Origin of the sequence: Burkholderia sp. AU4i (assembly GCF_000466765.1) — a bacterium.
GTDB lineage: Bacteria > Pseudomonadota > Gammaproteobacteria > Burkholderiales > Burkholderiaceae > Burkholderia > Burkholderia cepacia.
Genome location: NZ_ASSI01000101.1, coordinates 26,739 through 39,918, shown reverse-complemented (window position 1 = coordinate 39,918; position 13,180 = coordinate 26,739). Strand labels below are relative to the sequence as shown.

The 13,180-nt window shown below is 66.9% G+C and carries 15 protein-coding genes; 5 read left to right on the top strand and 10 right to left on the bottom strand.

Annotated elements, in window-relative coordinates:
- Window positions 1–80: 80 nt before the first annotated feature.
- The 4 genes from L810_RS23260 to copC all read right to left on the bottom strand — a co-directional run bounded on the left by L810_RS23260 (window position 81) and on the right by copC (window position 3,099).
- Window positions 81–1,010, bottom strand: a complete 930-nt coding sequence (locus L810_RS23260) for a LysR family transcriptional regulator (protein ID WP_021160771.1) — start codon at window positions 1,008–1,010, stop codon at window positions 81–83.
- 192 nt (window positions 1,011–1,202) lie between these two features.
- The gene (locus L810_RS23255) at window positions 1,203–1,976 is read right to left on the bottom strand and encodes an SDR family oxidoreductase (RefSeq protein WP_021160770.1); all 774 of its coding nucleotides are present in this window, start codon (window positions 1,974–1,976) and stop codon (window positions 1,203–1,205) included.
- A gap of 179 nt (window positions 1,977–2,155) precedes the next feature.
- A complete protein-coding gene (locus L810_RS23250) occupies window positions 2,156–2,656 on the bottom strand; it encodes a DinB family protein (protein ID WP_021160769.1) in 501 nt (166 codons plus the stop codon).
- 68 nt (window positions 2,657–2,724) lie between these two features.
- Window positions 2,725–3,099 carry a copper homeostasis periplasmic binding protein CopC gene (gene copC / locus L810_RS23245; protein ID WP_021160768.1) on the bottom strand — a complete coding sequence of 125 codons (375 nt, stop codon included), beginning with the start codon at window positions 3,097–3,099 and terminating at the stop codon, window positions 2,725–2,727.
- 114 nt (window positions 3,100–3,213) lie between these two features.
- Here copC and L810_RS23240 point away from each other — a divergent pair, with 114 nt between their 5' ends.
- Both L810_RS23240 and L810_RS23235 read left to right on the top strand, forming a co-directional pair.
- Window positions 3,214–3,930: a pseudouridine synthase gene (locus L810_RS23240; RefSeq protein WP_021160767.1), complete on the top strand. Its 717-nt coding sequence runs from the start codon at window positions 3,214–3,216 to the stop codon at window positions 3,928–3,930.
- A gap of 106 nt (window positions 3,931–4,036) precedes the next feature.
- A complete protein-coding gene (locus L810_RS23235) occupies window positions 4,037–4,225 on the top strand; it encodes a hypothetical protein (protein WP_021160766.1) in 189 nt (62 codons plus the stop codon).
- On the opposite strand, the gene L810_RS23230 is transcribed toward L810_RS23235, so the two are convergent.
- Window positions 4,208–5,245, bottom strand: a complete 1,038-nt coding sequence (locus L810_RS23230) for an NAD-dependent epimerase/dehydratase family protein (protein WP_021160765.1) — start codon at window positions 5,243–5,245, stop codon at window positions 4,208–4,210. The two genes, L810_RS23235 and L810_RS23230, sit on opposite strands and share 18 nt — an antisense overlap.
- 107 nt (window positions 5,246–5,352) lie before the next feature.
- Between L810_RS23230 and L810_RS23225 the strand changes: the two genes are divergently transcribed.
- The 3 genes from L810_RS23225 to L810_RS23215 all read left to right on the top strand — a co-directional run bounded on the left by L810_RS23225 (window position 5,353) and on the right by L810_RS23215 (window position 8,324).
- On the top strand, window positions 5,353–6,384 hold the full coding sequence (locus tag L810_RS23225) for a CDP-6-deoxy-delta-3,4-glucoseen reductase (protein ID WP_021160764.1): 1,032 nt from the start codon (window positions 5,353–5,355) through the stop codon (window positions 6,382–6,384).
- A 286-nt stretch (window positions 6,385–6,670) separates the two neighbouring features.
- A complete protein-coding gene (locus L810_RS23220) occupies window positions 6,671–7,855 on the top strand; it encodes an acetylornithine transaminase (protein WP_027786679.1) in 1,185 nt (394 codons plus the stop codon).
- 13 nt (window positions 7,856–7,868) lie between these two features.
- Window positions 7,869–8,324, top strand: coding sequence for a GNAT family acetyltransferase (locus L810_RS23215; protein WP_021160763.1), 456 nt, complete (start codon window positions 7,869–7,871; stop codon window positions 8,322–8,324).
- A 24-nt stretch (window positions 8,325–8,348) separates the two neighbouring features.
- Here the strand turns inward: L810_RS23215 and L810_RS23210 are convergent, their stop codons facing one another.
- The 5 genes from L810_RS23210 to L810_RS23190 all read right to left on the bottom strand — a co-directional run bounded on the left by L810_RS23210 (window position 8,349) and on the right by L810_RS23190 (window position 13,005).
- A complete protein-coding gene (locus L810_RS23210; RefSeq protein ID WP_021160762.1) occupies window positions 8,349–9,020 on the bottom strand; it encodes a DUF2278 family protein in 672 nt (223 codons plus the stop codon).
- 329 nt (window positions 9,021–9,349) lie between these two features.
- Entirely contained in the window at window positions 9,350–10,066 is a 717-nt protein-coding gene (locus tag L810_RS23205; RefSeq protein WP_042975782.1) for an ABC transporter ATP-binding protein, read from the bottom strand.
- Window positions 10,066–10,842 carry an ABC transporter ATP-binding protein gene (locus L810_RS23200; protein WP_021160760.1) on the bottom strand — a complete coding sequence of 259 codons (777 nt, stop codon included), beginning with the start codon at window positions 10,840–10,842 and terminating at the stop codon, window positions 10,066–10,068. Before L810_RS23200 ends, L810_RS23205 begins: the two co-directional genes overlap by 1 nt.
- Window positions 10,843–10,866: 24 nt before the next feature.
- The gene (locus tag L810_RS23195) at window positions 10,867–12,036 is read right to left on the bottom strand and encodes an ABC transporter permease subunit (RefSeq protein ID WP_021160759.1); all 1,170 of its coding nucleotides are present in this window, start codon (window positions 12,034–12,036) and stop codon (window positions 10,867–10,869) included.
- Window positions 12,037–12,054: 18 nt separating this feature from the next.
- Window positions 12,055–13,005 carry a branched-chain amino acid ABC transporter permease gene (locus L810_RS23190; protein WP_021160758.1) on the bottom strand — a complete coding sequence of 317 codons (951 nt, stop codon included), beginning with the start codon at window positions 13,003–13,005 and terminating at the stop codon, window positions 12,055–12,057.
- Window positions 13,006–13,180: the final 175 nt, after the last annotated feature.

Sequence of the window (13,180 nt, the reverse complement as noted above, 5' to 3'; positions counted from 1 at the left end):
TGGATGTCGAATGCCGCCGGCGCGCCCCGCCGATCGCGGTCGGCGCGTGCGGGCGCGGCGCCCCTTTCGGTCGCCGGTCCTCAGTCGCTGGTCGCGGTCGCACCCGTGTCGTTCAGCGCATCCGCCATCAACTCCGCGAACCATTCGATGAACGCGTTGAGCCGTCTCGACCGGTGCCGGCGATGCGGATACACGGCCGACACGTCCATCGGCGCGGCACGGTGGCCGGGCATCACGTCGACGAGTGCGCCGCTGTCGAGCAGATGCTCGACGTCGAAGCGCGGAATCTGGATCAGCCCCATCCCGGCGATGCAGCTGGCGATATAGGTTTCGGCGTTGTTGACGATCACGCGGCTCGGCAGCGTGAGGGTGTACCGCTGGCCGTCCGAACAGTATTCCCAGTCGAGTTCACGCCCGGTCGTCGGCGACGCATAGCCGATCGCCCAGTGTCCGTGCGCGAGCGCATCCGGATGCTCGGGCACGCCGCATTCGCGCAGGTAGTCGGGGCTCGCGCAGTTGATCAGCGTGAACTGCCCGAGCGGCCGCACGACGAGACTGCTGTCCGCGAGCCGCCCGACGCGGATCGCGCAGTCGACGCCCTCCTGCACCAGGTCGATCGACCGATCCGTCGAGCCGAGCGACAGTTGCAGCTTCGGGTAACGGCGAAACAGCGACGGCAGCGCGGGCGCCACCATGCGGCGCGCGATCCGGCTCGGCACGTCGACGTTCAGCCGGCCGATCACGTCGCGGTCGCGGCGGCGGAACAGGCGGTCGAGTTCGTCGGCTTCCGCGAGCAGGCGCCGGCCGCGTTCGAGCAGCAACGCGCCGTCGGCCGTCAACTGCACCTGGCGCGTCGTGCGATGCAGGAGGCGCGTGCCGAGCCCCGTCTCGAGCTGCTGGACGGCCGCCGACACGGTCGCGCGCGGCACGTCGAGCGCGTGCGCGGCCTTGATGAAGCTGCCCATCTCGGCAACCTGCAGGAAGATTCTGACCTGATCCAGCTTGTCCATCGGCAGGGAACGTAGGTTCGGAAACGCGTCGCCGCCAGCTGTCGCGCGTCGCGGCAAGGTTCGGCGGCACGGAAAAACGGGCGCGCAGCCGCGAGGCCGCACGCCCGTCCATTGTCCACGCAAACGCGCCATTGCGGTGCACGCCGCGACGTCCGCCGAAGCGGCGCGTTGCCCGGCCGGTTACTTGGTCGCTTACTTCGTCGTATAGCCGCCGTTGATCAGGATCGTCTGGCCCGTGATCCACCAGCCGTCGGTGACGAGATGGCGAATGAACGGTACGACGTCCTCGATGTCGGTCAGCCCCGTCTTGCTGAACGGCGACAGCGCGGCCGCCGTCTTGTGATACGCGACCGCATCGGCGCCCTCGGCCGGATAGAAGAACGGCGTGTCCATCGGACCCGGCCCGACGGCCGTCACCGAGATCCCGCGCGCGCCGTACTCCTTCGACGCCGCACGCGTGAAATGCTCGACCGGCGCCTTCGATCCTTCGTACGCCGCATAGAACGGCGTGAACGCGCCGAGCAGCGACGTCACGAGCGTGACGAGCTTGCCGTGATCCTCGAGGTGCCGCCCCGCTTCCTTGATGAAGAAAAACGCCGACTTGCTGTTGACCGCGAACATCTCGTCGTACTCGGCCTCGCTGATCTCGGTAAACGGCTTCTTCAGCACCTTGCCGACCGTGTTGATCGCGATGTCGATCTTGCCGAAGCGCTGTTTCGCGTCGTCGAACAGCTTCTCGACCGCGGCGGCCGTCGTCAGGTCGCCCTGGAACGTGGCAGCCTCCGCGCCGGCCGCGCGCACTGCGGCAGCCGTCTCCTCGGCCTGTGCCTGCGATGCGGCGCTGTTGTAGTGAATCGCCACTGCCTTCGCGCCGTGGCTCGCCAAATCCCGGGCGATCAGGCCGCCGAGATTCTTTGCGCCGCCTGCGATCAGGACGACCTTGTCTGCGAGCGTATGAATTGCCACGGTGGACTCCTTTTCTCGATGAACGAATCCTGGAGTGTAGGCACGCGCGACGCACCGGTCAGCCGGTCGCGGCTGGATGGATTATCCAGAAAATCTGTCCAATCGCCGCAACGTAATGTGGCCTGCCGCACCGACAGGATTTCCGGAATCGCCGATCGATGCCGCGGATGCCGGCCGGCTCAGCGCGCGTACAGCGCCGCGTCGATCTTGCCGAGCAGCCATTGCATGCCGGCCAGATGCTGCTGGTCGTGGCTGCACAGGTAGTGGACGAGCCCGCGCACGGTCAGCGAGCCGTAACCGTCGAACTCCCCGGTGCGTGCGAGCTGTTCGGGCGTGAGGCGCGACACGAGGTCCAGCGTCTCGCGCCGTGCTTCGCGGATCGCCGCGAGCACGTCGGACGCATACGCGTCGTTGTAGCGGCGCTCGATCGCGAGCGCGTCGCCATCGATCGATACGAGCAGCGGCCGGTCTTCCTCGAGCATCCGCCGCAGCCGCACGTGATAACCGTCGGTCTCGATGTCGCGCACGTGGCAGAGCTGCCCGAGCGGCGAGAAGTGCTCGCTCGGGATTCCGGCCCAGTCATCGGGCGTCCAGCGCGCGTAGCCGTCCGGGACGGCTGCGAAATGCGCTTCGAGCTGACGGGGAAAATCGGCGAGTGCGTCGAGCGTCGTCGGATTCATGCGGGACTCCCTGTCGAATGGAAGCGACGGCAGCCCTGGCACGGGCCTGCCGCCGCCGTTGCGTCACGTCACTTCACGCTGAAGCCGTACGCGCCCTGCGTGCGGTGCCCGTCGGTCGCGACGGCCACCCATTTCACCGTATAGGCGCCCGTGCCGGCCGCCGTGAGCGGCACCGTCATCCGCTTGCGGTTCGACGCGTCGATGCGCGCACGGCCGTCCGACACCGTCTTGCCGTTGCCGTCGACGACGACGATCGAGCTGAACGCCGGCTCCAGCGGCTCGGTGAAATCGATCGTGACGGCTGCCGGTGCGGCGGCCACCGCCGCGCCCGCCGCCGGGTCGCTCTTCGCGAGATGCGCGTGCGCGAACGCAACCGACGAGACGGTTGCGGCGAGGATGACGGCGGCAGCCTTGCGGCCGAACGGGAACGAAGCGAAAGGCATGGACTTTCCGTGAAGAGTGAACGGGCGCCGCGCCCCGCGCGGCGTACCGGCAGCTTACCAGCGCATGCGGGTTCACGCCGGCCGCGCGCCGCCGCTTGATAGAATGCGCGCGCTATGGATCTCGAAAGCATTCTCTACACCCAGGGCTTCGGCTCGCGCCGCCAGTGCCGCGGCCTGATCGAAGCGGGCCGCGTCAGCGTGGCGGGCGCGTGCGCGACCGACCCCGACGCCGCGTTCGATACCGACGGCCTTGTGTTCTCGGTCGACGGTACGGCGTGGCCGTTCCGCGCGCGCGCATATCTCGCGCTCAACAAGCCGGCCGGCTACGAGTGTTCGCGCGACCCGCAACACCACGCGAGCGTGTTCAGCCTGTTGCCCGCGCCGCTCGTCGCGCGCGGCGTGCAGTGCGTCGGACGTCTCGACCAGGACACGACGGGCCTGCTGCTGCTGTCGGACGACGGCCAGTTCGTGCACGCGTACACATCGCCGAAGCGCAAGGTGCCGAAGACCTACGTGGCGACCGTGCGCCACCCGCTCGACGACGCGCAGCTGAATGCGCTGCGCACCGGCGTGCAGCTGCACGGCGAGCCGAAACCGATCGCGGCGGTCGCCGCCGACGCGCGCGCACCGCACGCGCTCGCGCTGACCGTCCTCGAAGGCAAGTATCACCAGGTCAAGCGCATGGTCGCGGCGGCGAGCAATCGCGTCGAAGCGCTGCATCGCGAAAGCATCGGCGGCTTCGCGCTGCCGGGCGATCTCGCGCCGGGTGCGTGGCGCTGGCTCGATGACGCCGACCTTTCAGCGCTGCGCAATCCCGTCGAAACCCTGTAAGGGAAAATCCGCACGATCGTTCGGTGCCCGGCCGCGTCTCGGCCGCATGTTCCCCCGCTATACTGAAATCACAAGCTGCACGAGCAGCGATGCAGGGGGAGATACCATGAACGTCAACCATACTTTCGAACTGTCGTACATGATGATCGCGTTCGCGGTCGTCGGTGTCATCGTGATCGGCGGCCTGCTGGCCATGATGCACGCGAAGCACAAATATCATCCGAACCTGATTGGCGCGCTGATCGGCGCGCTGCTGTGCTTCCTGCTGATCGAGGCATTACCGGCGCTGACCTGATGCGCTGCCCGGCGCGAGCGTTTGAAGGAAATCGTCTACGGTCGGATACCGCAACGTCACGCACAATTCGGCCTTGAGCCGGGCGTTGGACAGGCGCCGCGACTCGCGCATGAACGACAGCAGGGTCGGCTCGAGCTGGCGCTCGGCGTCCGCGCGGCTGACGCGTGGCGGCCTCGGCAGGCCGAGCGCCTGCGCGACCCGGTCGAAATATTCCCCCATCCGCAGTTCGCTGTCGTCCGACGCGTGCACGGCGCGCGCCGGCTTGCCGCGTTCGGCCGCGCGGCGCAGGATCGCCGCGAGATCGTCCGCGTGGATGTGGTTCGTGTAGACGTCGTCGGCCGGTTCGAGTGCCGGCGTGCCGCGCTCGAGCCGTGCGACCGGCAGGCGGTTCGCCGCGTAGATGCCCGGAATGCGCACGATGCGCGCGGACAGCACGCCGCGCACCGTCGCCGCGCGCAGTTGCCGCTCGGCCGATACGCGTCGGAACGCGCGCGGATTCGCGGGGCGCAAGGGCTGCGTCTCGTCGATGCGCGCGCCGCCGCAGTCGCCGTATACGCCCGTCGTGCTCGCATAGACGAGCCTCGGCGCGCGAAGGCCGTCGGGTACAATACGCGCTCCCCGAACGGGTGCGCCGGCCTGCCGTGCAGCGGTGCGCAGCGTTCGGAGCCGGCCGACCGCCGGTGCCGGCGGAGTCGATGGCCGACGCGCAGGCACGGTCGTTGCGGCAATCAGCGCACGCGTGCGCCGGTCGTCGCGGCCGTCGGATGGCGGCGGCGCGAGATGCAGGATCGTGCGGGCCAGGCCCGCGAGGCGGCCGAGCGTCGCCCGGCGATCGAGGTCGCCGACGATCGGCGTCGCGCCCGCGGCACGCAGTTCGTCGCGGCGGGCCGGGTGGCTCGTCAGCGCGAAGATCCGCAGGTTGCGGTGCGTGTCGCGCCATTGCGCGACGCAGCGCATGCCGACGTCGCCGCAGCCGACGATCAGTGCGCGCGGCCGGCGCAGGATTCGAGTCGCGATCATGTTGGTTGCGAAATCAGTAGCCACCGTTGCGCGACGCGCAACGGGCTTGCATTGTAGCTGCCGTGCCCGACATGCACGGTCCCCACATTTTGTTCTAGTTTGGTTCTATGGCATTCAACGTCACTCTCAAGCAAAGCGGCCGGCAATTCCAGGTCGAGTCGGACGAAACCGTGCTGGCGGCTGCGCTGCGCCAGAACGTCCATCTGCCGTACGGTTGCAAGAACGGCGCGTGCGGCTCCTGCAAGGGCCAGATCGTGTCGGGCCAGATCGAACAGGGCCCGCACGCCGCGTCGGCGCTGTCCAACGACGAGCGCACGCGCGGCCTCGCGCTGCTGTGCTGCTCGAAGGCGCAGTGCGATCTCGAAATCGACGTGCGCGAAATCGCCGGCGTCGACGGCGTGCAGGTCAAGAAGCTGCCGTGCCGGATCGCCGCGCTCGAACGCAAGGCCGACGACGTGATGGTCGTGAAGCTGCAGCTGCCCGCCAACGAACGCCTGCAGTATCTCGCGGGCCAGTACGTCGAGTTCATCCTGAAGGACGGCTCGCGCCGCAGCTACTCGATGGCGAACGCGCCGCACGAGGAAGGCCCGATCGAGCTGCACATCCGCCACATGCCGGGCGGCAAGTTCACCGACCACGTGTTCGGCGCAATGAAGGAGCGCGACATCCTGCGCTTCGAAGGCCCGCTCGGCACGTTCTTCCTGCGCGAGGATTCCGACAAGCCGATCGTGCTGCTCGCATCGGGCACGGGCTTCGCACCGATCAAGGCGATCATCGAGCACGTGAAGCACACGGGCATCACGCGCCCGATGACGCTCTACTGGGGCGCGCGCCGCAAGAAGGACATCTACCTCGACGAGCTCGCCGAGCAGTGGGCACGCGAGATCCCGAACTTCAAGTACGTGCCGGTGCTGTCCGAGCCGGACGCCGGCGACCAGTGGACGGGCCGCACCGGCTTCGTCCATCGCGCGGTGATCGAGGATCTGCCCGACCTGTCGGGCTACCAGGTGTACGCGTGCGGCGCGCCGGTGATGGTCGAATCCGCGCAACGCGACTTCACGCAGCATCACGCGCTGCCGGCTGACGAGTTCTACGCCGACTCGTTCACGAGCGCCGCCGATCTCGCGCATCCGGTCTGACACCCGCGCATCCGCGTCCCGCACCGCGATGTCACATCCGTGGCATCGCGGCGGTTTACAGTGAGGCGCGGGATGCCTTATGCTTGCGCACATGAACTGCTACCTGTCCGCCCTTCGACGTCGCCGCTCGCCGCTCCGCCCGGATGCCGCAGGCTCGTCACGGACTCGCGCGTAACCCCCACACCGCTTCACCGGTTACGCACAAGCTGTTCGACCCACCAGCCACGGCCTTCCGTGGCTTTTTTATTGCCTGTTTCCCTTTCAACGCCCGCTGGAGTCTGCTGCCATGCCCCTGAACGATTATCCGATCGACTCGCTGATGTACATCACGAACCGCCCCGACATCGTGTTTACGCACGGCAAGGGTTCGTGGCTCTACGATCACACGGGCAAGCGCTACCTGGACTTCATCCAGGGCTGGGCCGTCAACAGCCTCGGCCACTGCAACGACGGCATCGTCGAGGCGCTGAAGACGCAGGCGGAAAAGCTGCTGAACCCGTCGCCCGCGTTCTACAACGAACCGATGGCGAAGCTCGCGGGCCTGCTCACGCAGCACAGCGTGTTCGACAAGGTGTTCTTCACGAACAGCGGCGCGGAGGCAAACGAAGGCGCGATCAAGCTCGCGCGCAAGTGGGGCCGCAAGTTCAAGAACGGCGCCTACGAGATCATCACGTTCGACCACAGCTTCCACGGCCGCACGCTCGCGACGATGTCGGCCAGCGGCAAGCCGGGCTGGGACACGATCTACGCACCGCAGGTGCCGGGTTTCCCGAAGGCCGAGCTCAACGACATCAACTCGGTCGAGAGGCTGATCACCGACAAGACCGTCGCGGTGATGCTCGAGCCGATCCAGGGTGAAGGCGGCGTGATTCCGGCGACGCGCGAATTCATGCAGGCGCTGCGCGCGCTGACGAAACAGCACAACCTGCTGCTGATCGTCGACGAGGTGCAAAGCGGCTGCGGCCGCGCGGGCACGCTGTTCGCATACGAGCTGTCCGGCATCGAGCCGGACGTCATGACGCTCGCGAAAGGCATCGGCGGCGGCGCCCCGCTCGGCGCGCTGCTGTCGAAGGCCGAGGTCGCGGTGTTCGAGGCCGGCGACCAGGGCGGCACGTACAACGGCAACCCGCTGATGACGGCGGTCGGCTATTCGGTGATCTCGCAGCTCGTCGCGCCCGGCTTCCTCGAAGGCGTGCGCGCGCGCAGCGAATACCTGAAGCGCAAGCTGCTCGAACTGTCGGAAGAGCGCGGTTTCGAAGGCGAACGCGGCGAAGGCCTGCTGCGCGCGCTGCTGCTCGGCAAGGACATCGGCCCGCAGATCGTCGAGAAGGCACGCGACATGCAGCCCGACGGCCTGCTGCTGAACGCCGCGCGGCCGAACCTGCTGCGCTTCATGCCCGCACTGAACGTGACGACCGAAGAGATCGACCAGATGATGGCGATGCTGCGGTCGGTTCTCGACACACTCTGAGGAGAGCCCGCCGATGGATGCCGCCGCCGATGCTGTCGCAATCCGCCCGTTCGAACGCGCCGACACCGATGCCGTGCTCGCGGTATGGCGCGACGCGTTCCCGCAGTACGACGAAGCCGGTGCGCCGCCGCACCGCGATCCGCTGCGATCGATCGAACTGAAGCTCGCGACGCAGCCGGAGCTGTTTTTCGTCGCGACCAGCGGCGCACGCGTCGTCGGCACGCTGATGGCGGGTTTCGACGGACATCGCGGCTGGCTCTACTCGTTCGGCGTATCGAACGACGCGCGGCGGCTCGGCATCGGCCGCGCGCTGATCGCGCATGCGGAACGCGCGCTCGCCGCGCGCGGCTGCCTGAAGATCAACCTGCAGGTGCTGCCGGGCAACGACGACGCGTGCCGCTTCTACGCGGCGCTCGGCTACCGCGTCGAGGAGCGCATCTCGTTCGGCAAGACGCTCCCGGCCGCATGACGCGACAGCCGGCCGCCGGCGATCTCAGCGCGTGATCGGCCCCGCGCCCGGCAGCGGATTGCCGAGCGCGTCGGTCGGCACGGCCTGCTGCTCGAACGCGGCGAAATAGGCGGCCCACTGCGTGTCGCTCACGCGCACGATCAGCGCGCCGTCCTGCCAGACGTCGTTGTGGTCGTTGTGGTCGTCGCCCGCACGGTGCACGTAGTTCGAGCCGGTCGAACCCTGGTTCATGTGCGTGTCGTGGATGCCGTTGCCTTCGGCATACGAGCGGCCGAACACGACGACGTCGAGCCCCTGCGACTGCGCGGCATTCACGAGCCGCAGCAGCGACGGGATCGGCTCCGGATTCTCGGTGCCGTCCATCACGGCGCTCGCGCGCCACGCCCCCGTTTCGTTCAGGATGTCGCTGCGCAGGTAGTCGAGCGCGGGCAATGCGGCCTGCCCCGTCAGGTCGGTATAACCTTCGGTCGCGGCCGCGAGCGTCTGCGTGATCGGATGGTGGAAATCGTAGACGAGCTTGTAGTTCAGCAAGTCGTCCGCGTCGCTGGTGCCGACGTTGATCGCGACGTCCCAGTTGCCGCCCGGCAACGCCAGCGTCAGGTGGATGTGATACTGGATCTCGCTGCCGTGCGGCGAGCCCTTCAGCTTCGCCACCGATGTCACCTTCGCCTTCACGAAACCGTAGTCCAGACTCATGCGTGCTCTCCGTGTCCCGAGGGGCCGTCGATGCTACACGGCCCGTGTGTCGGTTTGTGGGCGACCGGCTGCGGGCGACCGGCTGCGGGCGACCGGCTGCGGACGACCCGCTGCGGACGACCCGCTGCGGGTGGCCGCCCCATCGCCCCCGCGCCGCGTGCGCGGCGTAACAGTCGAATGGAGTCGCATCCGAACGCACAAGTTCGATTCGAATGGCACGACACGAAAAAAAAGGCTGCCACGGCATCCCGTGACAGCCTTTCGAAAGCCCGTGTGCGACGCGCCCGGCACCTGCCGTCGCGCGCCATCGGGCCCGCTCATTCACTCACTCATTCACCGAGATACGCGGCACGCACCTTCGGATCGTCGAGCATCTGCTTCGCATCGCCTTCCATCGTGACCGTGCCCGAATCCATCACGTAACCACGGTCGGCCGCCTGCAGCGCGAGGCGTGCGTTCTGCTCGACGAGCAGCACCGTGATGCCCTCCTTCGAGATCTCGCGCACCACTTCGAAGATCTTCTCGACCATGATCGGCGACAGGCCCATCGACGGCTCGTCGAGCAGCAGCAGCTTCGGCTTCGACAGGATCGCGCGCGACATCGCCAGCATCTGCTGCTCGCCGCCCGACAGCGTGCCCGCGAGCTGCGTCGCACGCTCCTTCAGGCGCGGAAAGAAACCGAACATGCGGTCGACGTCCTTCTTGATCTGCTCGGTGTCGTTGCGCAGGTACGCGCCCATCTGCATGTTCTCGACGATCGACATCCGCGCGAAGATCCCGCGGCCTTCCGGCACCATCGCGAGGCCGCGCTTGAGCAGCTCGTGAGTCGGCACGCCCTTGATCGACTTGCCGTCGTACTCGATGTCGCCCGCCGAATACGCCTTGAGACCCGTGATCGCCTTCATCGTCGTGGTCTTGCCTGCGCCGTTCGCGCCGATCAGCGTCACGAGCTCGCCCTGACGGACTTCCATGTCAACGCCCTTGACGGCCTGGATGCCGCCGTAGTTGACCTGCAAGCCCTTGATTTTCAACATTGCCGCTGCCATCAGTGCACCCCTGCGCCGAGATATGCCTCAATCACCTTCGGATTCTTCTGCACGTCCTGCGGCAGACCCTCGGCGATCACCTTGCCGTAATCGAGCACCGTCATCCGGTTGCACAATCCCATCACGAGCTTCACGTCGTGCTCGATCAGCAGGATCGTGCGGCCGTCCGAACGGATCTTGTCGAGCAGGCGCGTGAGTTCGACCTTCTCGGTCGCGTTCATCCCGGCCGCCGGCTCGTCGAGCGCGAGCAGCTTCGGGTCGGTCGCCAATGCGCGCGCGATTTCCAGCCGGCGCTGGTGGCCATACGACAGGTTGCGCGACGTGTAGTCGGCGTACTGCAGCACGCCGACGTATTCGAGCAGCTCGATCGCGCGTTCCTTGATCTCGCGCTCTTCCTGGCGTTCGGCCGGCGTCTGGAACACCGCGCCGAGCAGCCCGTGCTTGGTGCGCACGTGGCGGCCCACCATCACGTTCTCGAGCGCCGTCATCCCGCCGAACAGGCGGATGTTCTGGAACGTGCGCGCGATGCCCGTCTTCGCGACCTGGTGCACCGCGGTCGGCTTGTATTCCGAGCCGTCGAGCTTGAACTCGCCGGAGTCCGGCGTGTAGAGGCCCGTGATCACGTTGAAGAACGTCGTCTTGCCGGCGCCGTTCGGGCCGATCAGCCCGTAGATCTCGCCTTCCTTGATCTCGAGACCGACGTCGGACAGCGCCTGCAGGCCACCGAAGCGCTTGTTCACGCCCTTGACGGACAGTCGGATTTGCTTGTCGCTCATGTGTATATCCCCTGTGTCCGTAGGTTAAGCGCGCACCGGCTTCTTGCTGTTGCGCTTCGCCAGTTTCGCGATCTTGTCCTCATGCTTCGGCGCGGGCCACAGGCCTTCCGAGCGGTACAGCATGATGACCACCATCGCGAGGCCGTACAGCGCCTGACGGATCACTTCCGTATCGACGACGTCATGACCGAACAGCGCGTGCTGCAGCGGGCTCATCGTCGAGCGCAGGAATTCCGGGAAGATCGCGAGCAGCACCGCGCCCAGGATCACACCCGGGATGTGGCCCATGCCGCCGAGCACCACGCAGGCGAGCACGACGATCGATTCCCAGAACGTGAACGACTCGGGCGACACGAAGCCCTGGAACGCACCGAACATCGCGCCCGACAGGCCGCCGAACGACGCGCCCATCGCGAATGCGAGCAGTTTCACGTTGCGGGTGTTGATGCCCATCGCCTTCGCCGCGATTTCGTCTTCGCGGATGGCGGCCCAGGCACGGCCGATACGCGAGTGCTGCAGGCGCGTACACACCCAGATCACCAGCAGCGAGCACAGCACGAACAGGTAGTAGTACATGTAGACCGACGGCAGCTGCAGGCCGAACAGCGAGTGCGTCTGCGACAGGTTGAAGCCGCCGACGTGCACCGGATCGATGCCCGTGATCCCCTTCGGGCCGTTGGTGATGTTCACCGGACGGTCGAGGTTGTTCATGAAGATCCGGACGATTTCACCGAAGCCCAACGTCACGATCGCGAGGTAGTCGCCGCGCAGGCGCAGCGTCGGCGCGCCGAGCAGGATCCCGAAGGTCGCCGCCAGCGCCATCGCGATCGGCACGATGATCAGGAACGGGATGTGCAGGCCGTTCGGCGCGAGCGCCGCGATCCACTCGAACTGCGAGGTCAGGTGCGGCGAGCTCAGCAATGCCGCCGTGTACGCGCCCACCGCATAGAACGCGATGTAGCCGAGGTCGAGCAGGCCGGCGAAGCCGACCACCACGTTCAGGCCCAGCGCGAGCATCACGTACAGCATCGCGAAGTCGAGCACGCGGACCCAGTAGTTGCCGCCGGCCGAGCCGATGATGATCGGCGCGGCGATCACGAACGCAGCGGTCAGGATGCCGATGATGACGGTCTTGGTGGTGTTGCGCTCTTCGACGAGCGACGTCGAGGATTCAATCGGTTGAATGGATGTCATGTTGTTTGCTCCCTTCCGTTACGCGCGATCCGCGACACGTTCGCCCAACAGGCCGGACGGACGGAACACCAGCACGATGATCAGCACGACGAAGGCGAACACGTCCTGGTAGTTACTGCCGAACACACCGCCCGTGAGGTTGCCGATGTAGCCGGCCCCGAGCTGCTCGATCAGGCCGAGCAGCACGCCGCCGACCATTGCGCCGCCGAGGTTGCCGATCCCGCCCAGCACCGCGGCCGTGAATGCCTTCATGCCGGGGATGAAGCCCATGTAGAAGTGCACGTTGCCGTATTCGGACGCGATCATCACGCCGGCCAGCGCGGCGAGCGCGGAGCCGATCATGAACGTCGCCGAGATCACGAAGTTCGGGTTCACGCCCATCAGGCTCGCGGTGTTCGGGCTTTCGGCGATCGCGCGCATCGCGCGGCCGAGCTTGGTCTTGTGCACGAGCAGCAGCAGGCCGCCCATCACGAGGAACGCCACCGCGATGATCACGATTTCAGTGACCGAGATCACGGCGCCCGGCGTCGTGTCGGTCGCCTTGATCACGTTGATCGGATCGGTCGGCAGCAATTGTGGGAACGGCAGCGGGTTGCGCGACCAGATGATCATCGCGGCGGTCTGCAGCAGGATCGACACGCCGATCGCGGTGATCAGCGGGGCGAGGCGCGGTGCGCGGCGCAGCGGCCGGTATGCGACCCGCTCGATCGTGAAGCCCACGAACGCACAGACGACGGCGGCGATGCCCAGGCCGATCGTCAGCGTCGCGACGTTGCCGAGTCCGGGGAAATGGTTCTGCAGCACGGTGATGGCCGACAAGGCGACCATCGCGCCGATCATCAGCACGTCGCCGTGCGCGAAGTTGATGATGCCGAGAATGCCGTACACCATCGTGTAGCCCAACGCGATGATGGCGTAGACACTGCCGAGCACCAGCCCGTTGAGAACCTGCTGGACGAAAATATCCATTTAAAGCTCCTTGGCCCGTGCTGCCGGAGGGCGCTGCGCCCCGCGGGTAAGCGAGGAATCGCGCCTTCTCGGCGACACTGCGGGTACTAGTCGATACCGGTAAGGGTGGATCGTCCCGGCGCGCGCCGCCCGGCCTGTACGGCCGGACCTGCCGCCGGAGCGGATACAGAAACGG

What these genes read in the sequence shown, in the direction of transcription:
- L810_RS23260 (WP_021160771.1), bottom strand. Translation starts at nt 1,010, where the DNA reads ATGGACAAGCTGGATCAGGTCAGAATCTTCCTGCAGGTTGCCGAGATG.
- L810_RS23250 (WP_021160769.1), bottom strand. Translation starts at nt 2,656, where the DNA reads ATGAATCCGACGACGCTCGACGCACTCGCCGATTTTCCCCGTCAGCTC.
- copC (WP_021160768.1), bottom strand. Translation starts at nt 3,099, where the DNA reads ATGCCTTTCGCTTCGTTCCCGTTCGGCCGCAAGGCTGCCGCCGTCATC.
- L810_RS23240 (WP_021160767.1), top strand. Translation starts at nt 3,214, where the DNA reads ATGGATCTCGAAAGCATTCTCTACACCCAGGGCTTCGGCTCGCGCCGC.
- L810_RS23235 (WP_021160766.1), top strand. Translation starts at nt 4,037, where the DNA reads ATGAACGTCAACCATACTTTCGAACTGTCGTACATGATGATCGCGTTC.
- L810_RS23230 (WP_021160765.1), bottom strand. Translation starts at nt 5,245, where the DNA reads ATGATCGCGACTCGAATCCTGCGCCGGCCGCGCGCACTGATCGTCGGC.
- L810_RS23225 (WP_021160764.1), top strand. Translation starts at nt 5,353, where the DNA reads ATGGCATTCAACGTCACTCTCAAGCAAAGCGGCCGGCAATTCCAGGTC.
- L810_RS23220 (WP_027786679.1), top strand. Translation starts at nt 6,671, where the DNA reads ATGCCCCTGAACGATTATCCGATCGACTCGCTGATGTACATCACGAAC.
- L810_RS23215 (WP_021160763.1), top strand. Translation starts at nt 7,869, where the DNA reads ATGGATGCCGCCGCCGATGCTGTCGCAATCCGCCCGTTCGAACGCGCC.
- L810_RS23210 (WP_021160762.1), bottom strand. Translation starts at nt 9,020, where the DNA reads ATGAGTCTGGACTACGGTTTCGTGAAGGCGAAGGTGACATCGGTGGCG.
- L810_RS23205 (WP_042975782.1), bottom strand. Translation starts at nt 10,066, where the DNA reads ATGGCAGCGGCAATGTTGAAAATCAAGGGCTTGCAGGTCAACTACGGC.
- L810_RS23200 (WP_021160760.1), bottom strand. Translation starts at nt 10,842, where the DNA reads ATGAGCGACAAGCAAATCCGACTGTCCGTCAAGGGCGTGAACAAGCGC.
- L810_RS23195 (WP_021160759.1), bottom strand. Translation starts at nt 12,036, where the DNA reads ATGACATCCATTCAACCGATTGAATCCTCGACGTCGCTCGTCGAAGAG.
- L810_RS23190 (WP_021160758.1), bottom strand. Translation starts at nt 13,005, where the DNA reads ATGGATATTTTCGTCCAGCAGGTTCTCAACGGGCTGGTGCTCGGCAGT.